Genomic DNA, 22,905 nt, shown 5'->3' with positions numbered 1-22,905 from the left:
GAGAGAGGAAACCCCGTGCCGCACCCAACCGACCCCGCCGCGCTGACCAAGCTGCTGGCGAGCACCCTCGACCTGCCCGAGCAGCAGATCGGCCCCGAGGACAACCTCATCGAACTCGGCCTGGACTCCATCACCATGATGCGCCTGGCCGGATCGTGGCGGAAAGCGGGGCTGCGCATTGCTTTTGGTGACCTGATCGCCGATCCGCGGGTGGCCGCCTGGCAGGTCCTGCTGACCGCGGCCGAGGCCCCCGCCGCCGTCGAAGTGCCGGTACTGGCCGAGATCGACGAGCAGGCCCCGTTCCCCCTCGCCCTGATGCAGCACGCCTACTGGGTGGGCCGCCAGCCCGGCCAGCGACTCGGTGACGTGGCCGCGCACTTCTACCACGAGTTCGACGGCGACGGCGTCGACCCGGAACGCCTGGAATCCGCGGTGCGCAAGGTGATCGAGCGGCACGGCATGCTGCGGGTGCGCGTCGGCGATGACGGCACCCAGCACCTCGGCCCGTCCCGCTGGCCCGGCCTGACCGTGCACCGCGACCCCGACCTGACCGCGTTGCGCGAGCAGTTGTCCCACCGTGCCATGGACATCGGTGCGGGCGAGGTCTTCGACGTGCAACTGTCCCTGCTGCCGGGTGGCCGCACCCGGGTGCACGTCAACCTGGACATGGTGGCCGCGGACGCGCTCAGTCTGCGGGTGCTGCTGGCCGATCTGGCCACCGCCTACGCCGGACAACCGTTGCCGCCCTTGGCCTACAGCTTCCCGCGCTACCTCGCCGACCGGTCCGCCGAACCCACCGCCGCCGACCTGGCGTACTGGCGGGACCGCCTGCCCGAACTGCCCGGCGCGCCGCGACTGCCCACCACCGGCGGCGGCGTCCCCGTGGTGCAGCGCAGGCACCGCTGGCTGGCCCCGGACGAGGTGCGTGCGTTGGCGCACAACGCCCAGCGGCACGGCCTGACCCCGGCGATGGCCCTGGCCGCCGTGATCGCCGAGACGCTGACCGCGTGGAGCGCCGAACCGCGATTCCTGCTCAACCTGCCGCTGTTCGACCGCGAACCCCTGCACCCCGACGTGGACGCCCTGGTCGGCGACTTCACCTCCTCGGTGCTGCTGGAATGGGACGGCAGTCTGCCCGGCAGTTTCGCCGAGCGCGCCGCCCGGCTGCAGCAACGCTTCCACGCCGACGTCGCGCACACCGCGCACTCCGGGGTGGACGTGCTGCGTGATCTGTCCCGCCTGCACGGCGAACAGGTCCTCGCCCCGGTGGTCTACACCAGCGCGCTCGGCCTCGGCGAGCTGTTCTCGCACCAGGTCCGGGACACCTTCGGCGAGGTTGCCTGGATCATCTCCCAGGGCCCGCAGGTATGGCTGGACGCCCAGGTCACCGAACTCAACGACGGTCTGCTGGTCAACTGGGACATCCGCGAGGACGCCTTCACCCCCGGCGTGCCCGAGGCGATGTTCACCGCCTACTGCGGCCTGCTGGACCGCCTGCTCACCACCGCCGACGCCTGGACCACAGAGGTCGGGCCACTGCTGCCCGCCGCGCAAACCGAGATCCGCGCCCGCGTCAACGCCACCGACGCGCCCCGGCAGCCGCGGGCCCTGCACGAGCAGTTCTTCGCCCAGGCCAAGCAAACCCCGGACGCCCCCGCCCTGCTGTGCGAGCAGGAAGTGCTGACCTACGGCGAACTCGCCGCCGCCGCACTCCGGATCGCGGGCCACCTGCGGGCCCAGGGCGCGGACGGGCTGGTCGCGGTGTCCCTGCCCAAGGGCCCGGAACAGGTGGTGGCCGTGCTCGGCGTGCTCGCCGCCGGTGCCGCCTACCTGCCACTGGCTGTGGATGCGCCTCCCGTGCGTCGGGAGCGAATCCTGCGCGCCGCCGGTGTGACCCACTTGATCGACAGCATCGAGGTCGACGCGGAGCCGTTGCCGGAACCGGTGTTCGCCGACGGACTGGCCTACGTGATCTTCACCTCCGGCTCCACCGGCGAGCCCAAGGGTGTGGAGATCAGCCACGCCGCCGCGGTCAACACCATCGCGGATCTCAACGCCCGCTTCGAGATCGGCGCGACCGACCGCACGCTGGCGTTGTCCGCGCTGGAATTCGACCTGTCCGTCTACGACCTCTTCGGCCCGCTCTCCGTCGGCGGCGCGGTGGTGTGCGTACGCGAGCAGGGTCACCGGGACGCTTCGGCCTGGGTGAGGGAGCTGTTGCAGCACAACGCAACCGTGCTCAACTGCGTGCCCGCGTTGCTGGACATGGTGCTCACCGCCGCCGACTCCCCACTCCCGCTGCGCACCGTGCTGCTCGGCGGCGACTGGGTCACCGTGGATCTGCCTGCCCGCCTGGCCGCCCTCGCCCCAGGCGCGCGCTTCGCCGGACTGGGCGGCACCACCGAAACCGCCATCCACTCCACGGTCTGCGAGGTCACCGCGGTCGATCCACAGTGGACTTCGGTGCCCTACGGCACGCCACTGGACAACGTGCGCTGCCGGGTGGTCGACGCGCTGGGCCGGGACTGCCCGGACTGGGTGCCCGGCGAACTGTGGATCGGCGGCGCCGGTGTCGCGCTCGGCTACCGCAACGATCCGGTGCGCAGCGCGGACCGCTTTGTCGAACACGACGGCCTGCGCTGGTACCGCACCGGCGATCTTGCCCGCTACCGCGACCGCGGCGTGCTGGAGTTCCTCGGCCGCGCCGACCACCAGGTGAAGTTGCGCGGCCACCGGGTCGAACTCGGCGAGGTCGAGGCCGCCCTCACCGACCACCCGTCGGTCAGCGCCGCGGTCGCTACCGTGCTGGATCGCCGGGTACTGGCCGCCGCGGTCACCGGCGAGGTCGACGAGACCGCGTTGCTGGCCTTCATCACCGACCGCCTGCCCGCCGCCATGGTGCCCGGTGGGCTGCTCGTACTGCCCGCCTTCCCATTCACCACCAACGGCAAGATCAACCGCCCCGCCCTGCGCACCCTGCTCGCCGAACGCGACGCCGGATCCACACAGGTGATCACCGCACCCAGCACCAGAACCGAAGTGCTGCTCGCCGAGATCTGGCAGGAACTCCTGGGCGTGCCCACCGTCGGCCGCGAGCACGACTTCTTCACCCTCGGCGGCGACTCCCTCCTAGCAACCCGCCTGATCGGCAAACTGCGCGCGACCGGACTGGCGGGCGCGGCACTGTCCGACCTGTTCGCCAACCCGGTCCTCGCCGCCTTCGCCACCACCCTCACTCCCGCCACAAACGGCACCACACAACAGGAACTGGTCGCCGACCCCGAACACCGCCACGACCCGTTCCCGCCCACCGACGTGCAACGCGCCTACTGGCTGGGCCGTTCCAGGGAGTTCACCCTCGGCGGCGTCGGCTGCCACTTCTACCGCGAGTACGACGTGGCCGAGTTGGACCTGACCCGTCTAGAGGCCGCGGTCAACCAGCTCATCGCCCGGCACGGCATGCTGCGCGCGGTCTTCGACGAACGCGGCGACCAGCGCGTGCTACCCGAGGTCCCGCACTTCACCGTCGAATTCGCCGAAAACCCGGATCAGCTCCGGGAAGCCCTGTCGCACCACGTGTTCGATCCGGCGGAGTGGCCACTGTTCCGCATTGCCGTGGCCCCCAACGGATCCAGCACCCGGCTGGCCATCGGCATCGACAACCTCATCGCGGACGCGCTGAGCGTGCTCATCGTCTACACCGAACTCGCCGCCCTGCACGACCACCCCGGCACCGAACTTCCGCCGGTCGACCTGTCCTTCCGCGACTACGTAAGGAGCCTGCCCGCCGAACCCGACCCGGCCGCCACCGCCTACTGGTCCACCCGCCTGGACACCCTGCCGCCCGGCCCCGCACTCCCCCTGGCGATCGACCCGGCCGAGATTACCCGGCCCCGGTTCACCCGCCGCGCCACCGTGCTCGATCCCACGCGCTGGCAACGGATTCTGCACCTGTCCCGCGAACACGGCAGCACCCCGGCCTCGGTACTGCTCACCGCCTTCGCCGAGGTACTCAGCGCGTTCAGCGCCCGCCCCGACCTCACCCTGAACCTGACCCTGTTCGACCGCCGCGAGGTGCACCCGCAGGTGGCCAGGGTGCTCGGCGACTTCACCTCGCTGCTGCTGGTCGGCTACCAGCCCCAGCCCGGCGAGGTGTGGCTGGACCGGGTGCGCGCGGTGCAGGCCGACCTGTGGCGCGCGCTGGACCACCGCGAGGTCTCCGCGATCCAGGTGCTCCGCGAACGCGGCAGGCGCACCGGCGAAGCCGAAGTCACCATGCCGGTGGTGTTCACCAGCGCGCTCGGCCTGCCCACCGCCTCCCCCGCCGGCGCCGGGCTGCTGGCCAATCCGGTCTGGGGTGTCTCGCAAACCCCGCAGGTGTGGCTGGACCACCAGGTGGTGGAACGGCACGGCCCGGACGGCATCGCGGTCGAACTGAACTGGGACGCCGTCGAGGACCTGTTCCCGGCCGGACTCCTGGACGCCATGTTCGCCGCCTACCTGCGCCTGGTCGACTGGCTCTGCACCGAGGACTGGACCAGCCCCGTCCCCAGCGCTTTGCCCACCGCGCAACGGGAAACCAGGGCCGAGGTCAACGCCACCACCGAAGTCCAGCAGGAAACTCTGCTGCACAACGGTTTCTTCACCCAGACCGCCCGGCACCCGGACGCGATCGCGCTGTACGCGGGCCCGGACCGGGTGACCTACGGCGAACTCGCCGACCGCGCCCTGCGGGTGGCCGGACTGCTCGCCGAGCACCACCTCACCCCCGGCGAACCCGTTGTGCTGCACCTGCCCAAGGGCATCGACCAGATCGCCGCCGTGCTCGGCGTGCACGCCGCCGGCGGCGCCTACGTCCCGGTCGGCGTCGACCAGCCCGCCGTCCGCCGAGACCGGATCATCGCCACCTCCGGCGCCCGCCTGACCCTCACCGACAACCTGGCCCGCGGCCTGCCCGGCACCGTACTCACCATCGCCGACGCCCACACCCCGGCCACCACACTGTCCACTGTGGACGCTGACACCCTGGCCTACGTGATCTTCACCTCCGGCTCCACCGGCGAGCCCAAGGGCGTGGAGATCACCCACCGGGCCGCGGTGAACACCGTCGAGGACATCAACACCCGCTTCGGTGTCACCGCCGCGGACCGGGTGCTCGCGGTGTCCGCCCTCGACTTCGACCTCTCCGTCTACGACATCTTCGGCCTGCTGGCCGCGGGCGGCGCGCTGGTACTGCCCGGCGAGGACGAACGGCGGGACGCCCGGCGCTGGGCCGAACTGGTCCGCGAACACCGTGTCACGGTGTGGAACACGGTGCCCACCCTGCTGGACATGCTCCTGGTCGTCGCCGAGAATGGCCTGCCCCCGGACAGCCTGCGGCTGGCCCTGGTCTCCGGCGACTGGGTCGGCCTGGACCTGCCCGGCCGCCTCGCCGCCACCGCACCGGCGGCCCTGCTGGTCGCCCTCGGCGGCGCCACCGAAGCCTCGATCTGGTCCAACGCACTGGAGGTCCGCGAGGTCGACCCGGCCTGGCGCTCGGTGCCCTACGGCTACCCGCTGCGCAACCAGCGCTACCGGGTGGTGGACGCCTTCGGCCGGGACTGCCCGGACTGGGTGCCCGGCGAACTGTGGATCGGCGGCACCGGCGTCGCGCTGGGCTACCGCGGCGCACCGGAACTGACCGCTCGGTCGTTTGTCGACACCCCCGACGGCCGCTGGTACCGCACCGGCGACCTCGGCCGCTACCAACCCGGCGGCCTGCTGGAGTTCCTTGGCCGCACCGACCAGCAGATCAAGGTACGCGGCCACCGGGTCGAACTCGGCGAGATCGAAGCCGTGCTCAGCCAGCACGAGTCGGTGGACCGGGCCGTGGTGGTCCAGGTCCGCGGCCGCCTGTCCGCCGCGATCGTGCCCAGCGGCAAGATCGCGGAACGCACCCTGCTGGACTGGGCCGCGGCCCGGCTGCCCGGCCACATGGTGCCCGAGTCCGTCACCGAGTTCGCGGAGTTCCCGCTCAGCGCCAACGGAAAGGTCGACCGCGCCACCATCGCCGCCCGCAGCGGCACCCGCGCCGACACCGGGCACACCCCGTCCGGCCCGGTGGAAACCGCCATCGCCGAACTGTGGACCAGGGTCCTGGACGTGCCGCAGATCGGCCGCCAGGACAGTTTCTTCGCCCTGGGCGGCGACAGCGTGCGCGCCATCCGGTTCATCGAACTGGCCCGCCAGGAACTCCGCCGTGACATCCCCCTAGCTCGCTTCTTCGCCGCCCCACTGCTGCACCTGGTCGCCGCCGCCGCGACCCCGGCCGGTGCGGCGGAGGTGGAGGAAGGGGAAATCTGACCGCACCGTCCCAGCACAGTCCTCGCAGGTAGCGGCGTTGTCCGGCATTGTCCGGCGCCGGGTTCGCGGGTTGTCCGGTCTTCGATGTCCGGCCCTGCGAACCCGGCGGTGCACAACGCTGCGCTGATAGATCCCTTCCAGGCCGGTCCACTGGGGGATCCGCCCGATGGCGAGGACAGGGCCTGCGCACCCGCGCGGCCTGATGTGCGTGCGGGGAGGAAACGACGGTGCCTGGGACCAGACGTGTCGTGGCGGGACTGCTCAGCCTGGCGCTGGTGGCGAGCACGCCACAGGTCATCGCGCCGCCACTCGCGGGCGCGGTCACCCTGCCCGAGGGCGCCGCGCGGCAGGCGCCCCAGCAGCGATCCGGCACCCCGGACGGCCTGCCCGGCCGCGTCCCGGTGGAGCAGACCGCCGCCAAGGGCGGTCCCGGACCCGCCGGAAGCCAACGCCCGCCGGGCGCCGGGCCCGACCGGCCACCACTGCCCGAACTACGCGCCGAGCGGACCGGACCGGAACGCCGGACCGACCTCCGGGTCACCCCGGTACCGGCCGCGGAACGCGGGTTCACCGCCGCCAGCCGGGAACTGCCCGAACAGCGCACCGCCACCTCCACCGTCTTCCGCAACCCCGACGGCAGCCACACCCGCCGCCTGCACACCGACCCCGTGCACCTGCGGCAGGCCGACGGCAGCTGGGCGCCACTGGACCTCACCCTGCGCCCCGGCGACCGCCTCCGCCCGCGCGCCGCCTCCCAGGACACGAGTTTCGCGGGCTCCGGCGCGGACCAGCGACTGGCCTCGATCACGCTGAGCCAGGAGCACCAGATCGCCTTCGGCCTGCGCGGAGCCGGCTCCGCCGCGCCCCGGGTGGACGGCGCGACCGCCACCTACCCTGCTGTGCGGCCGCACACCGACGTCGAACTGGCCGCCACCGCAGGTGGGGTGAAGGAGAACCTCGTCCTGCACTCCCGCGCCGCGCCTGCCAGCTTCGACTTCCCGTTACATCTCAAGGGATTGCGCGCGGAGCTGGACGGCGCCCAGGTGCTGCTCAAGGACGGCGCCGGCGCGGTGCGCGCGCTCATCCCGCCGGGCTGGATGCGGGACGCCCGCGGTGTGGAGTCCCACGACGTGCGCTACCGGCTCGACCAGGACGGCGGCACCCAGGTGCTGCGGGTGGAACTGGACCAGGCCTGGCTGACCGCGCCCGAGCGCGCCTACCCGGTGCTGGCCGACCCGTCCGTGCAGATCACCGCGGCCACCGACGACACCTACCTGACCAAGGGCCGCAGTGCCAACAACTCCGCCGCCATCGACCTGCGCGCGGGCAACCAGGCCGGGGTCGGCGTGCACGCCGCGTTCCTGCACTTCCCCGACCTGGTCGGCAACCTGCGCAACCAGTACGTCAACGGCCTCGCCCTCAACCTCTACAACTCCGACTCCGGTTCCTGCACCCCGCGCCCGGTGGACGTCTACGCCGTCGGCGGTTCCTGGGACGGCGGGCAACTGCGCTCCTGGCCCGGCCCGCCACTGGCCCAGCACCTGGCACAGCGCAGTTTCGCGCACGGCAAGGCGGGTTGTGCGGCCGCGCGGGTGGACTTCGACCTCAACGCCGACCTGGCCACCGACTGGACGCACGGCGCGCCCTTCCACGGCCTCGCGGTGCGGGCCGCCGACGAGCGGGACACCGCCGCCTACAAGCAGTTCGGCTCGGCCAACGGCCCGGCCAACGCCAAGCCGTTCCTGGACGTCACCTACGCGCCGCAAGGCGCCGACTACAAGGTCGAGGAGGTCCTGCTGCCGTTCAACAATCTCGACGGCAGCATCGCGGTGACCGTGCGGAACCGCGGCGCCGGGCGCTGGAGTCCGGGCGGCGCGGTCAAGTTCGGCGTGCAGCTGGTGCAGAACGGACAGGTCAAGCAGGACACCAGGAACATCAGCCTGCCGCACGACGTGCCACCGGGCGGCTCCGCGCTGGTGCGCGCCCCGTTGCACAAGCAGCCGCCGGGTGACTACGCGGTGGTGCTCACCATGTACGACAACGGCGCCGACTTCCACACCGCGCACGGCGTGCCCAGAGGCCAGTTCGGCTTGCAGATCAAGAACATCAAGCCGACCTCGGACAAGCAGCAGCCCGGCTCCGGCGCACTCGTCGGCTCGCTGCGCCCCACCCTGTACGCCGAGGGCATCGACCCGGACAACTGGCCGGCCAAGGGCCTGACCTACAACTACAAGATCTGCGCGGGCACCCCGGAGAATCCGGTGGACTGCGTGGAATCCGGCTGGACCAACGCCACCTGGGCCCCACCGCCCGGCGCGTTGAAGTGGAGCCGCGACTACTACTGGTGGGTGCAGGTGCACGACACCGCCGAGGCCGGGGCCTGGGTGGGGCCGCTGCTGCTGAGCACCCAGGTGCCGCAACCGCAGATCACCGCACACCTGGGCGGCACACCGGACAGCGTCGCGCCAGGACTCGACCCGCAGGTCGGCAACTTCGGCCTGGCAGGCAAGGACGCCGAGGTCGCCACGGTCGGCCCCGACCTGGTGCTCACCCGCACCTACAACAGCCTGGACCCCAGGCCGCACAACGCTTTTGGCGAAGGCTGGGCATCCAGGCTGGACATGGAGCTGACCGCCGACGAGGACGGCTCGGGCAACGTGGTGGTCACCCTCGGCTCCGGGCGGCAGATCCGCTTCGGCCGCAACCACGACGGCGGTTTCGCCCCACCCTCGGGGCAGAACCTGACCCTGGTGCACGATCCAGTGCGCGGCGAGTACAGCCTGCGGGACCGCACGGCCACCCGGTGGACCTTCAACGCCTGGGGCCGGTTGCGCTCGATCACCGACGGCAACGGGCTCACCGAGGAACTCCAGTACGACCAGGCTGGGCCGACCGGGAAACCGCACACCCTGCGCAACCTGGTCAGCGGCCGCACGCTGAGCATGACCTGGGTCAACGGCCACGTCACCACGGTCAGCACCGCCGCACCCAGCGCCGGGGCGCAACCGCTGAGCTGGACCTATGAGTACCAGGGCGATCGACTGGTCAAAGCCTGCGCGCCCGGGGCCGCGCCGAACTGCACCCGCTATGACTACCAGGGCGGTTCGCACTACCGCTCCACCGTCATCGACGACAGCCCACGCGGATTCTGGCGACTGTCCGAAAAGGACGCTTCGGCGGGTGCGGCGAACGCGGTGGCGCGCAAGGCCGGTGCGGACAAGGGCGGCTACACCGGGGTGACCCTCGGCGCGGCCGGTCCGCTGGCCGGGACCGGGGACACCGCGGCCGCCTTCGACGGGGCGAACAGCCGGATCGCGTTGCCGGACAAGCTGGCCAGCCCCACCAGCACCCTCGCGGTGGAGCTGTGGTTCCGCACCACCCGGGACGGCGTGCTGCTCAACACCAGCGACCGGCCCTTCGGCAGCGCCGACGTGCGGGCCTCCACCCCGATCCTCTACGTCGGCCAGGACGGTCACCTGCGCGGTGGTTTCTGGGTGCCGCAACCGGACGGGCCGCGGCAGGTCACCTCGGCCGCGCCGGTGGACGACGACAAGTGGCACCACGTGGTGCTGTCCGGGTTCGTCAACTCCCAGACCCTGTACCTGGACGGGGTGCCGCAGGGCACCGTCACCGGGCTCATCGACCACGACGAGCAGCCACACCTGACCGTCGGCGCGGGCCGGGGCAAGGGCTGGCCCTCGGCCGGGGAGGGCGAGTTCCACTTCAGCGGATTCATCGACGAGGTGGCGCTGTACCAGCACGCCCTCGGCCACACCGCGATCCGGCAGCACCACGCCGCCGCGCGCCGGGCCGAACTGCTCACCAAGATCACCCTGCCCCAGGACGACCGGGTACAGGCGCAACTGACCTACGACGACGCCCAGGACCGGGTGGCCACCCTCACCGACCACGGCGGCAGGCAGTGGCGGCTGGACACCCCGGCCAGGGACGAGGCCACCCGGATGGTGGTGCTGCGCGGCCCCTACCCGGACGCGACCTACACCTACGACGCCGACCGCGGTGGCCGGCCGGTCGCCGAGACCCAGGACGGCGGCACCCGCCGCTACGAGTACAACGCGATCGGCGCGCTGGCCGCGGTCACCGACGAGAACAACCACCGGATCAGCTTCAGCACCGACGACCGCGGCAACGTGCTCTCCCGCACCAGCTGCCGCAGCACCTCCTCCTGCCAGACCAGTTACGCCACCTACCACGCACCGCTGCCGGATCCGCTCGACCCGCGCAACGACCGCCGCACCAGTGATTCCGACGCCCGCTCCAGCGGCCCCGCGGACACCACCTACCGCACCAGCTACGGCTACGACACCCTCGGCAGGCAGATCGACGCGAAGTACCCTGCCCCGGCCGGGTCCGCCGCGCCGACCGAGAAATGGGTGTACAGCAAGGGATCGGAGGCCGCGGTCGGCGGCGGGGTGGTCCCGGCGGGTCTGCTGGTCGAGCACACCGGCAGGCGGCCCGGCCAGGTCACCCGCTACGGCTACCGCGCCAACGGCGACCTGGCCGAGGAAACCTCGCCGCTGGGGCTGCGCACCGGCTACGAACAGGACCTGATCGGCAGGCGGATCCAGGCCAGCACCAGCTTCGGCGCCACCGGCTACACCTACACCCCGCGCTCGGAACTGGCCACCGTCACCACCCCCGGCGTGCCCAACCCGCTGACCGGGAAGACACACACCCTGCAGGTGCGCAACAGCTACGACGGCAACGGCAACCAGACCCGGCGCGAACTGCTCGACCTGACCGGCGGCGACCCGCCCAGGGCCACCGGTTACGAGTACGACCCGCAGGATCGCCCGGTCAAGATCACCTTCCCGGACGGCAGCACGGAAACCAGGGAGTACCGGGACGCCGGACGGCAGCTCGTGGTCAGGAACGCCGCGGGCACCCTCGCCACCACCCACCTCGATCACCGGGCCCGGGTGTTGCGCCGCACCGTTTCCGGCATCGGGGCCGATCCGGCCAATCCCGAGGCCAACGCGGTGCTCACGGTCGAGGCCAACGCGCACGACCCGGCTGGCAGGCTCGCGCTCAGCCGGGACGCGATGGGCCGGGAGACCAGTTACACCTACTTCGACGACGGGCTCCCGGCCACCGCCACCCGCCGCGGTGTGGTCCAGCCGGACGGCTCGACCCGCGATGTCCGCCTGGAGAGCCGCGAGTACGACCCGGCAGGCAACCTGACCACCCTGGTCGGCGCCGGTGACGTCACCACCGCCGCCGCCTACGACCGGGCCGGACTGCCCGAGACGGTCACCTTCGATCCAGGGAAACTCAAGCGGGTCAACACTTTCCGCTACGACCCGGACGGACAGGTCAGCAGCCGCGCCAGCACCGGGCCGGTCGCTCCTGGCCGCGTCGAGACCACCAGCTACGGCTACGACGCCGACGGCAACCAGCTGCGCGAGGAGGTCGCGCTCGGCTCCGGCGGCAGCCTGCTCACCACCGTGGTCCGCGACCCGCGCGGCCTGGTGGTGGCCGAGGCCGACCGGGCACGCCTGGTCACCGACACCACCAGGGACGCCCTCGGCAGGCCGGTCACCCGCACCAGCCCGCAGGTGCAGGCCTGGACGGCGGGCCAGCCCGCGCGGCAGGTCCGGCCGGAAACCACCATGGGCTACAACGCTTTCGGCGAGGTCACCGGCGCGCGGGACGCCAACGGGGCGGTCACCACCGTGGCCTACGACCGGATGGGCCGCCAGGAAGCGGTGAGCCTGCCCGGCTACACCCCGCCCGGCGGAGCGCCGATCACCGCGACCACCCGCACCGGCTACGACGAGGTGGGCAACCCGAAGTCGGTGACCGACGCGCTCGACCGGGTCACCACCCGCACCTTCGACCCGTATGGCCGGGTGCGCACCGAAACCCGCCCGCCGGTGGACGGCCAGCCCAGCACCACCACCCACTTCTACAACCGCAACGGCGAACTCGTCGGCCAGGCCGATCCGGCCGGTGGCAGCACCCAGGCCAGCTACGACGAACTGGGCAGGCAGATCACCGCCACCCAGGTGGACCGGCATCCACAACTGGGTTACTACGTCACCAAAACCGGCTACGACGACGCGGGCAATCCGGTCACGAGCACCAGCCCGGCCGGGCACACCAGCCGGACCGAGTTCAACGCCGCGGGCGAACCGGTCAAGATCACCGACCCCACCGGCCGCGCCACCACCTTCGGCTACGACGACCTCGGCCGCCAGGCCGCGCACACCGACCCGGCCGGGCTGACCCGCCGCACCGAGCACGACCTCGCGGGCAGGCCCACCAGGGTCAGCGACCACGCCGGCGGCAAGGAACTCCGGGCAGGCACCGCGAAATTCGACCCGAACGGCAACCTCGCGGAGACCCTCTCCGCCGAGGGACGGCTGCGCGGCACCACCTACGACGCGCTGAACCGCCCGGTGCGCCAGCAGGAACGCGTTCGCACCGACCACACCATCACCACCGCCTTCGGCTACGACCCCGCGGGCAACCGGACCAGGCTCACCGACGGCCGCGGCAAGGTCACCGAGTACACCTTCACCCCGTGGGGCCTGCCCGAATCGGTGCTCGAACCGGTCACCCCGGCCCACCCGGAACCGGCCCAGCGCACCTGGACCACCGGCTACGACGCGGCGGGGCAGCCGGTGCGGGAAACCCGGCCCGGCAACGTGGTGCTCACCGCCGAGTACGACGCCCAGGGCAGACTGCGGGTGCAACGCGGCAGCGGCGCCGAGGTCGCCACCCCGGACAAGAAGTTCGGCTACGACCCGGCCGGTCGACTGTCCACTCAGGACACTCCGGCCGGACCGGCCAGCTACCGCTACGACGACCGCGGCAACCAGATCGAGAGCAAGGGCGGCAGCGGCGAGGCCGGGTTCAGCTATGACGCGGACAGCCGCCTGAAGTCCAGAGTGGACAGTTCGGGCACCGCCGCCTTCAGCTACGACGGCGCGGGCAGGCTCACCTCCGCCACCGTTGGCCTCAACGGCCGGGCCGTGGACCACTCCTACGACCCGGCGGGCCGGTTGGCGCACACCGCCGAACGCGGTATGGAGCGTTTCGTCCGCCGGGTGCGCGGTTACGACGCCCTGGGCCGCCTCACCGGTGACCGGCTGACCGAGTTCGAGCCCAGCGGCACGAGTTCGCTGGTGCTGCTGGGCACCGAGTACGACTACGACAAGGACGACAACCTCACCACCAAGAAGACCATCGACAACGGCGCCACCACCGCGGACACCTTCGGCTACGACGGCGCCCGCCGGCTGACCTCCTGGACCCGCCAGGACGGCGTCCGCACCGGCTACGAGTGGGACGACGCGGGCAACCGCACCAAGGCGGGCAACACCACCTACACCTACGACGACCGCAACCGCCTGCTCACCGACGGCACCACCACCCGCACCTACACCCCCCGCGGCACCCTGGCCGCCACCACCGGCCCGGCCGGCCGCGGCACCAAATCCGACGCCTTCGAGCAGATCCGCGAATCCGGCGGCCTCCGCTACGGCTACGACAGCCTGGGCCGGATCGCCAGCCGCAACGGCAGCACCTTCCGCTACGCCACCACGGACAACGACGTCGTCGCCGACGGCGCCCGGCTGATCAGCCGCGGCCCGGACGGCGAACCGCTGGCGGACAAGGCGGTGGACGCCACCGGCAACGGCACGCTGCTCTACACCGACCGGCACGGCGATGTCACCGGGTCCTACCGGGGGCTGGATGTGTTCGGACAGCGCACATTCGACCCGTTCGGCTCGGTGACCACCAGCCGGGGTGCGCAGCCCGCGCTGGGGTACCAGGGCGAGTGGACCGAGCCGGAGACCGGGTCGGTGAACATGCTGACCCGGTGGTATGAACCGGGAACGAGCGGGTTCAGCAGCCGGGACACCTGGACCCTGGATCCGCGGCCGTCGGTGAAGGCGAACCGGTACACCTACGGCGACGCCGCGCCATTGGACAACACCGATCCCAGCGGGCATCTGGTGCCGGTCCTCGTCGGGGGCGCGCTCGTCGTCAGCGAAGCGGGAAGTGCCATCGCGGCCCTCGTCGGTTTGGGGGCGGCGGCCGCCGCGTTACTCGGGGGCCCGACCACGAAGGTCTCCAAAGCGGAGCACAAGATCCGTCCCCGGACCCAGCGGCCCGTGCCCACCAGACCCGGCGCCGGCGGGTACGTCCCACCGGGTCCGGGTGTCGGAGTCACCCCCGGCCCCGGCGGCACACCAGGTCCGGGCACCAGGACCACGCCCCGGCCCAGGGTCACCCCTCCCCCGCCCCCGCCGCCGTTGTGGCTGCTCAACCTGGTACGCGCGCCGAAGCCGCCCAAGCCCGGTTCGACCACCACGCCGCGGCCGCCGACCAACATCCCGGTGGACACCACGACGGAGTTCATCGACCCGTCCAACAGCCTCATCGCGGCCGCCACCGCGGTCACGGCCGCACTCGGCATGGAGTACCTCAACGACATGCTGGACGGCCCGCCCGCCGGTCTCAAGCGCGGCCCGGACGTGGACGAGGACCTGGTCGAGGACGTCAGGGAACGCGCGGAGTCCTGCGTCGACGACGTGCCGACGATGGCGGCGAACACGCCGCGCTACCTGGAACTGGACCAGGCCAACAGCGGCCGGGCCCAGGGTGCGTTCGTCTGCGTGGAGACACTGTGGAACAAGCAGAACTATCCCGGGGTCTTCAAACGCCACGAACCCAAGCCGGGACACACTCCGCCCGGCTTCGACCGCGAGCTGGACCACCACCGGGGACACCTGGTGGCCAGTGAGTTCCACGGCGAAGGAATCAGGAAGAACCTGGTTCCGCTGGTGGGAACCGCGAACACCAACCAGATGCGGCAGAACTTCGAGAAGTGCGTGGCCGATCAGGTCAAGCAGCGAGAGCGGATCTTCGTCGCCTCCGTGCCCAACTACGACGGCGGCAACCCGGTGCCCGAGTCGGTGAGCCTGGTCGCGGTGGGGCACCGCGGCTACACCAGGGCGATCACCGTGGAGAACCGCGCCTACGCCCCATTGGGCCCCGGCAACAACTGCAAGTAACCTGGAATGAGGAACAGCGGAATGACCAGACTTTCCAGACGCGCCGTGGCGCTGGCCTCGGGGGTGGTGGCCGCGCTCGCGATGGGCGCACCCGTCCCGGCCTCGGCGGCCCCCGTACTGTCCACAATGGACCAGTACGCCCTGGCAGCCGCCGAGTCCGGCGCCAGCGCCGAGGTCTACCTCGACGGCGACCCGGCCGCCACCGCGAAAGCCGTGCGCGCCAACGGCGGCGAGGTCACCGACACCGCCCCCGGCCGCATCCGCGCCACCCTGCCCGGCGAAGCCCTGCCTGCCATCGCGGCGAACAAGGCGGTGCGCGAGATCCGGCAGCCCATCCGGCCGATCCCGATGGTCGTCTCCGAAGGCGTGCCGCTGACCAACTCCCCTGCCTGGCACGGCGCTGGCAGCAAGGGCGCGGGCGCCAAGGTCGGGGTGATCGACATCGGCTACGGCAGACTGGCCGCGGCCCGCACCGCGGGCGAGCTGCCCGCCACCGCGACAGTCCACAATGGACGTTGCGGGACCGAGCACATCAGCTCGCACGGCACCACCATGGCCGAGGTGGTGCACGACATGGCCCCCGAAGCCCAGCTGTTCCTGGCCTGCATCGTGGACACCATGGACTTCGACGACGCGGCGGAGTGGTTGCGGCAGCAGGGCGTGCACATTGTCACCGTCGCGCTCGGTTTTCCCGGCACCGGGCGCGGGGACGGCACCGGCGAGGACGTCGAGGGTGCCACGGCCCCGGCCAACGTGGTGCGAGCGCTGCGCGCGGCAGGCGTGCTGGTGGTGGCCGCCGCGGGCAACGAGGGTGACAAACACCTCGGCGGGCGGCTGCTCGGCTCCGACGCCGACGGCTGGCAGTACCTCAACGGCAACGCGCAGGGGCAGGGCTTCTCCGTCTCCTCCGGCGGCACGGTCACCGTGGAACTGAAGTGGGACGCCTGGCCGCGCACCACGGTGGACTTCGACCTGTACGTGCTGAGCACACCCGCGAAACCCAGTGGCCTCAACGATCCCGCACTCAGCGGCCGGTACTCGATCCGTGCGCAGAAGGGCACCTCGGGCGGGCTCACCCCGGTCGAGACCGTCACCTTCACCCAGCCCGCCGACGCGCCCGGCACCTACTGGGCCTACGTGAAGTGGAACGGCGGCGCGCGGGACATGCGCTACGACCTGACCGTGCACGGCCCGGCACACGGCCTGTCCTACACCACCCCGGCGCAGAGCATCGCCGAACCCGCCAGCTCCCCGTACGCGCTCGCGGTCGGCGCGATCACCCCGGCCAATCAGCAGTCCGGCGGCCAGGTCGAGGGTTACAGCAGCCGGGGTCCCACGGTGGACGGCCGGGTCAAGCCGGACCTGACCGCGCTCACCAACGTCTCCTCCTACAGCGGCGGCAGCGCACCGGGTTCGACCCTGGGCGGCACCTCGGTGGCGGCGGCGCACGTGGCCGGGGCGGCCGCGGTCTACCGGGGCGGCGCCGACCTGGACGCCGAGCACCTGCGCACCCTGCTGCTGGACGCGGCCAACCGCCAGGGCCGGGACAACACGCTCGGCCGGGGCACCCTGCACCTGGGCCAGCACCGCGCGCTGGCCGCGCCCACCGGCAGTGGGTACACCCCGCTGACCGTGCAGAACCGGGTGCTCAACACCTACGGCCCCGAGGGCGGGCACCAGCGGCCGTTCGAGGCGGGTGAGACCTACACGCTGCCCATCCCAGGGCTGCCCGCCGACGCGCAGGCGGTGGTGCTCACCGTGACCGGCATGCACGCCGAAGAGTTCACCAGCCTGAGCATCACCCCCGACGTCAGCAAGCCTGCCAGCCTGGTGCCCACAGTGGACGTCCGAAAAGGACAGATCCGGTCGGAGACGATGACCGCGACGCTGAACCCGGTGGACAAGGTCATCCGCATCCACAACTCACACAGCAAGGTCAACCTGTCCATCGACGTGCTCGGCTACTACAGCGGCGGCAGCGCCTCGCTGTTCTTCCCGGTGCGCAGGCCGTTCCGGTTGCACGGCCCGGCCACCATCGGCCCGAACGCCCAGCTCGGGGTGATCGCCCGTGGTGTGCAGGGCATCCCGGCCGCGGCCACCGCGGTGGCGGTCAACGTGACCACCACCGCGGCGAGTGAGCCGACCGAGATCGAGGTCTTCGGCACCCGGCGCACCGCCTCCTGGACCAGCACGCCTTACCCGGGCGGGAAAACCACGACCAGCGTGCTGGTGCCGGTCGGCGCGGACAACGCGATCAAGCTCTACAACGCGCGCGGCAGCGCCACCGTCACGGTGGAGGTCACCGGCTGGTTCGAGGTGAAGTCCGGTGGGGCCCGCTACGTCCCGCTGCGGCACGCCGTGCACCAGTACAGCTCCGGCAACGCCACCGGCGCAGGCGCGCTCAGCTCCGGCCTGCCCAGCGGCACCCCGGTCGAGGTCCCGGTGACCCGGCGGGACGGGGTGCCGGGCAACGCCACCGGCGCGGTGGTCACCGCCTCGGTGCGGCTGGCCAGTCAGGCCACCGACATCGACGTGTGGCAGAAGGAACACGGCAACACCGGCTTCGCGCCGCTGAGCACCGAACCGCTGCTGCCGCTGAGCGCGAGCGGACATCCGTTGCGCAACAACGCCTTTGTCACCGGGCTCGGTCCGTCGGGGGCGCTGACCCTGTGGCACAGCGCCGGTCAGGCGCACCTGCGCAGCTACGTGCACGGCTATTTCCTTGGAGGAACACCATGATCCGGCGCTTCGGCCGGGCCGCGGGCGTGGTCGGCCTCGCCCTCGCGCTCCTGGCCACCACAGGACTTCCGGCCGCGGCCGGGCTCGGCGGTCAGTCCAGGGACATCACCCTGGACGGCCGCAACGACCTCTTCGCCCGCCGGGCCAGCGACAACGTGACGCTGGTCTACCCACACTCCGGTGTCTTCAACGGGCAGCAGACCTTCACCTCGCCCGGCGTGGTGGTCGGGCACGGCGCGGGCATCGCCGATTTCTACGCCCTGGCCCGGATCACCGGCGGGCCAGGTCCGGACCAGGTGGCCCGCTGGCACCAGAGCGGCGGCGGCGAGCTGAAGGTCTACCCGCACTCGGGCAAGCTGAACGGCACCTCGACCTGGCTGGCCCCGGTCACCCTCGGCTTCGGCGCCAACGTCAACAACTTCACCCTGTTCCACGACGTGAACAACGACGGCTGGGATGACCAGATCGCCCGCGAGGCGGCCACCGGCGACCTCTACGTCTACTACCACTCCGGGGTGTTCAACGGCACCGCCACCTTCGGGGCCCGGCAACTGCTGGGCACCGGCTGGGGTCCGGTGACCTGGCTGGCGATGGCCGATCTCACCGGTGACGGGGTGAGCGATCTGATCGCGGCCGACCCGACCGTGGACCAGGGACGGCTGACCCTGTACCCGGGCGACAACGGCATCTCGGCGCGTTCCGTTGCGGCACAACGGCAAGCGCCACGGTTCGACCGGGTGCGCGCCGGACCGGCCAGGGCCGCCGCGAGCTGGGGGCCGGTCACGGTCGGCACCGGCTGGACGATGATGGACACCATCACGCTCACCGACGTCAACCTGGACGGCTGGCCAGACCTGGTGGGCAAGATCAAGAGCAACGGGGAACTGCTGGTCTACCCGCACAGCAAGGGCGTCAGCGGGATGACCACCTTCGGCAGCCCGCAGCTCATCGGCACCGGCTGGCAGCCCTTCGACATCATCACCTGACCCACCCAGCTCAAACCCCGCCGGTGTGTTGGCCGTTGTCGTACACAGTCTTGGCCGAACTGGTACACCCAGCGGCCAACACACCGTCCATAACGGCCAACACACCGTCCGCAACGGCCAACACGCCGTCTATAACGGCCAACACGGCGGCGGGTTTGGCTAGGGGCAGGAGGGGGGTAGTGGGGTGCCGTCGGTGGAGACGAAGTCCTCGGTCAGGGCCTCGCACAGGCTGCGCCGTGCGGCCGCCACGCCCAGGTTCCAGCGCACCACCGTGGTGTCGGTGCCCGCGGTGGCCAGCACGGTGCCCTCGTCGTTCCAGGTCGCCAGGTGCACCAGCGGCTGGGGACCGTCCAGGGTGGCGGTGCGGGTCTGCGTGGGCAGGTCCCACACCTCGATCGCGCGGCCCGCCCCGGCCAGCGCCAGGGTGCGGCCGTCCGGGCTGAGCGCGTGGGTGAGCGAGTGCGCGCGGTCCAGGGCCAGCCGGGCGGTGCGCCTGCCGGTGGCCACCTCCCAGACCTGCAGGTCATCGTCGGTGACAGTGAGCACGAACCGGCCGCCCGGGGCGAAGACCACCCGGCGCGGGTGGTCCGTGCCGAGCACGTGTTCCCGGTTGCTCCGCTGATCCCACAGCACGGCGGGGCCCGCACGCCGGATCCAGGCCAGGTTCCGGTTGTCCGGGGCGAACACCACCCCGGTGGCGGGTTCGATCTCCCCGCTGGGCAGCTCGGCGAGCCGGGCCTGGTCGTGCACCCGGTACAGCCGCACCGCGGTGGGGGTGCTGATCGCGGCGGTGGCGCCGTCCGGGCTCAGCGCGCCGTTCCCGCCGAGCGAGGCGGGCAGTTCACCGAGCTGCCGGTCCTGGCGCAGGTCCCACAGCACCAGGGCCTCGCCGCGCGGTCCGAGCGCGACGGTGTGTTCCCGGTCCACCACCACCTCCCGCAGCGGCGGCCGGGGCGTGCCGCGGAACGGGCCCGCCGGGCGCAGTGGCCAGCTGAGCTGCTGGGTCCCGGTGCCCGCGCGCAGGGTCTGGCCGTCGGCGCTGAAGGCCAGCGGCTGGGTGATCGGCGACCCGGCGACCAGGGGCAGCCGCCACTGGTCCCACACCGTGTTGCTCAGCCCGTTGACCCCGAGCACCACCCGCCCGGTCGGGTCGAAGGTGGCGCCAAGGAAATCGCCGCGGTCCCCGCTGAGGGTCAGCGCGACATCACCCCGGCTGTCCCACCAGCGGACCCGGCCCTGTTGCACCACCACCAGCACGTTCGGGTCGATGCCGTAGGCCAGGTCGCTGACCGTGCCGCCCTGATCGGCCAGTTCAGCGGCCACGGTGCCGCGTTCCAGGTCGAACACGGTGGTCCGCCCCTGCGCGCCACCAGCGGCCAGGAACCGGCCGTCCTGGTGCAGGGCCAGCACCCGCACCTCGCCAAGGCCGCCCGGTCCACGGCCCCGGCTCGCGCCGGTCACCGCGTCCCACAGCTCCACCTGACCCTGCTGGTCCACCGTGACGAGCAGCCGTCCGGCGCGATCCACCGCGATGGTCTGGGACCGGGTGGGCAACGTCGGACCGGCGGCGCCGGTGGTGAAGTCCCGCTGCCGCGGCGCGGCGCCGGGCGCGTGCAGCCAGACCTGCCGCCCGTCGGCGGCCAGCCCCAGGTCGTTGGCGCCTTCGGGCGGGTCGGGAATGGTGGCCAGCACCGCGCCGGTGCGCCGGTCCACCAGTTTGACCTGGTCCGGGTACAGGTAGGCGAGCTGGTCGGGATCCTTGGGCGAGTTCCGCGCGGACTGCACGCCCTGGGTGGACACCGTGGCCGGGGTGCGGGTCAGCAGCAGCCGCCGCTGCTGGATGTCCAGCACCCCCGGATCGGCGCCGGCGAAGACGAACTGCTGGTCGGCGTGCAGGGCGCGGGAGTGCTCCGGCGGGGTGTTGGCCAGCAGCAACAGCATGCTGCGGGACTGCTCGGTGCTGGCGGCGGCGTGCGCGGCCAGTGCGCGGCGCATCGCCGCCTCGGTGTCGGTGCCCAGCAGCACCCGGGCCTCGGCGCTGAGCTGGCGGGAGGTGGCGGTGCGCTGCTGTTCGACGGCGTAGCCGGCGATGCCGGTGGCCACCAGCAACAACACCACCAGCGTGGCGGCCAGCAACCGGGTGCGGCGCAACAGCCGCCGGGCCCGGGTGTCCTCCCTGGCCAGCTCGGCCTGGCTGGTGGCCAGGAAATCCCGTTCGCCGGTGGACAACGCGGGCTGTTCGCGCTCGTCCCAGTCCCGCGCCAGGGCCAGCCGCACGCCCCGGTACAGCGCGCCGGGATCGCGGTCCAGCCTGCGCCACTCGGCGGCGGCGTGCGAGAGGTCGCGCTGCACCCGCAGCCCCTCCCGATCCTGCACCAGCCAGCCGCGCAGCCGCGGCCAGGCGTGCAGCAGCGCCTCGTGCGCCAGTTCCACCCCGTGCTCGTCGGCGACCAGCAGCCGGGCGGCGGTGAAGTGCTCGACCACCTCGGCCAGCCCGGTGCCCGCGTGGTCGAGTTCGGTGTGCGCGACCCGGCGCTTGGTGTCCTCGGTGCCCTCACCCGGCGCGGTCAGCCTGCGGAACAGCTGACGGCACAGCTCGCGCTGCGCCTCGGTGAGCCCGTCGTGCACGGCTTCGGCGGTGTTGGCCAGCGCGTGCGCCAGCCCGCCGGTGGCCTGGAACCCGGCGAAGGTCAGCGTGTTGCCCTTGCGCCGCCGCCAGGTCTCGGCCAGCGCGTGCGAGACCAGCGGCAGCACCCCGGGCTCGGCGGCCGCCCCGGACACCAGGTGCGCGACCAGGTCGGTCTCCACCGCGCACCCGGCCGCGTTGGCCGGTCCGGTGATGGCCCGGCGCAGGTCCGCCGGGCTCATCGCGCCCAGCGGCACCACGCCCGCACGCAGCACCTGCACCAGGTCCGGGTGGGTGGAGCAGTGCGTGTAGAAGTCCGAGCGCACCCCGAGCAGCACCCGCCGCCGCTCCCCGGCCGCACCGCACAGGGCGGTGATGAACCCGGCCCGGTCGGCCTCGTCGGCGCACAGCGTGAACAGCTCCTCGAACTGGTCCACCACCAGCAGCACCCCGGCCTCGCCCCCGGCCAGCTCGCGCAACGCCCTCGCCAGCGCTTCGGTATCGCCCCGCAGTTCCGTCCGCAGCCCGGCCGCCTGCCGCCCGAGTGGCCCGGCCAGTGCCTGGGCGCAGGAGCCCCACGGGTCCTCCCCCGGTGCGAACACCACCGCGGTCCGGGCGCCGAGCCGGGGCAGCAGACCCGCCCGCAACGTGGAGGATTTGCCCGCTCCCGAGGCGCCGAAGAGGGCGACCACGGCACAGCGTTCCAGCCGCGCCAGCAGGTCGGCCACCGCCTGGTCCCGCCCGAAGAACCGGTCGGCGTCCTCCCGCCGGTAGGGCGCGAGCCCGGTGTAGGGCGCGGCGGCGGCCGGCGGCAGTCGCGGCGCCTCCTCGTGCACCTGCGCCGCGACCTGGTGCCAGCGCCGTTCCCACTCGGCGATCTCCCCACCGCAGGCCCGCACCAGCGCGAGCGTCACGGCCAGGCTGGGCAGACGTTGTCCACCGGTGGCCGCGGCCAGCGTGCTGGAGGAGTAGTGGGTGGCGGCGGCCAACGTGCGGTAGGCGGGCTGCCCTGCCGCGGCCCGGAGTTTCCGCAGCTCGATCGCGAAGTCGACCAGCGGCAGCCCGTTCGGGACCAGCGGTTGTTCCTTGCGGGGCATCAGCGCGCTCCTCGTCGTCCGGTACGCCGAGGATTGTCCGGAGCCGCGTTGTCCGGCGCCGGGGACCCCGC

The 22,905-nt window shown here is 72.3% G+C and carries 5 protein-coding genes; 4 read left to right on the top strand and 1 reads right to left on the bottom strand.

What is annotated here, in order from left to right:
* The first annotated feature begins 15 nt into the window (after nt 1-15).
* The 4 genes from ACTOWY_RS14595 to ACTOWY_RS14580 all read left to right on the top strand — a co-directional run bounded on the left by ACTOWY_RS14595 (nt 16) and on the right by ACTOWY_RS14580 (nt 19,111).
* Nucleotides 16-6,342 carry an amino acid adenylation domain-containing protein gene (locus tag ACTOWY_RS14595; protein ID WP_441310158.1) on the top strand — a complete coding sequence of 2,109 codons (6,327 nt, stop codon included), beginning with the start codon at nt 16-18 and terminating at the stop codon, nt 6,340-6,342.
* Between the two features lie 227 nt (nt 6,343-6,569).
* Nucleotides 6,570-15,386 carry a LamG-like jellyroll fold domain-containing protein gene (locus ACTOWY_RS14590; protein WP_441310157.1) on the top strand — a complete coding sequence of 2,939 codons (8,817 nt, stop codon included), beginning with the start codon at nt 6,570-6,572 and terminating at the stop codon, nt 15,384-15,386.
* A gap of 21 nt (nt 15,387-15,407) precedes the next feature.
* Nucleotides 15,408-18,125 carry a S8 family serine peptidase gene (locus ACTOWY_RS14585; protein WP_441310156.1) on the top strand — a complete coding sequence of 906 codons (2,718 nt, stop codon included), beginning with the start codon at nt 15,408-15,410 and terminating at the stop codon, nt 18,123-18,125.
* A complete protein-coding gene (locus ACTOWY_RS14580; RefSeq protein WP_441310155.1) occupies nt 18,122-19,111 on the top strand; it encodes an FG-GAP repeat domain-containing protein in 990 nt (329 codons plus the stop codon). The genes ACTOWY_RS14585 and ACTOWY_RS14580 overlap by 4 nt, the downstream gene beginning before the upstream one ends.
* Nucleotides 19,112-19,270: 159 nt before the next feature.
* Here ACTOWY_RS14580 and ACTOWY_RS14575 read toward each other — a convergent pair whose 3' ends face one another.
* Nucleotides 19,271-22,834 carry an nSTAND1 domain-containing NTPase gene (locus ACTOWY_RS14575; RefSeq protein ID WP_441310154.1) on the bottom strand — a complete coding sequence of 1,188 codons (3,564 nt, stop codon included), beginning with the start codon at nt 22,832-22,834 and terminating at the stop codon, nt 19,271-19,273.
* Between the last annotated feature and the right edge of the window lie 71 nt (nt 22,835-22,905).

Source organism: Crossiella sp. CA198 (genome assembly GCF_052078295.1).
Classification (GTDB): domain Bacteria; phylum Actinomycetota; class Actinomycetes; order Mycobacteriales; family Pseudonocardiaceae; genus Crossiella.
Note: the sequence above shows the minus strand (reverse complement) of the source record. Positions and strands in the feature narration are given on the sequence as shown.

What these genes read in the sequence shown, in the direction of transcription:
- ACTOWY_RS14585 (WP_441310156.1), top strand. Translation starts at nt 15,408, where the DNA reads ATGACCAGACTTTCCAGACGCGCCGTGGCGCTGGCCTCGGGGGTGGTG.
- ACTOWY_RS14580 (WP_441310155.1), top strand. Translation starts at nt 18,122, where the DNA reads ATGATCCGGCGCTTCGGCCGGGCCGCGGGCGTGGTCGGCCTCGCCCTC.
- ACTOWY_RS14575 (WP_441310154.1), bottom strand. Translation starts at nt 22,834, where the DNA reads ATGCCCCGCAAGGAACAACCGCTGGTCCCGAACGGGCTGCCGCTGGTC.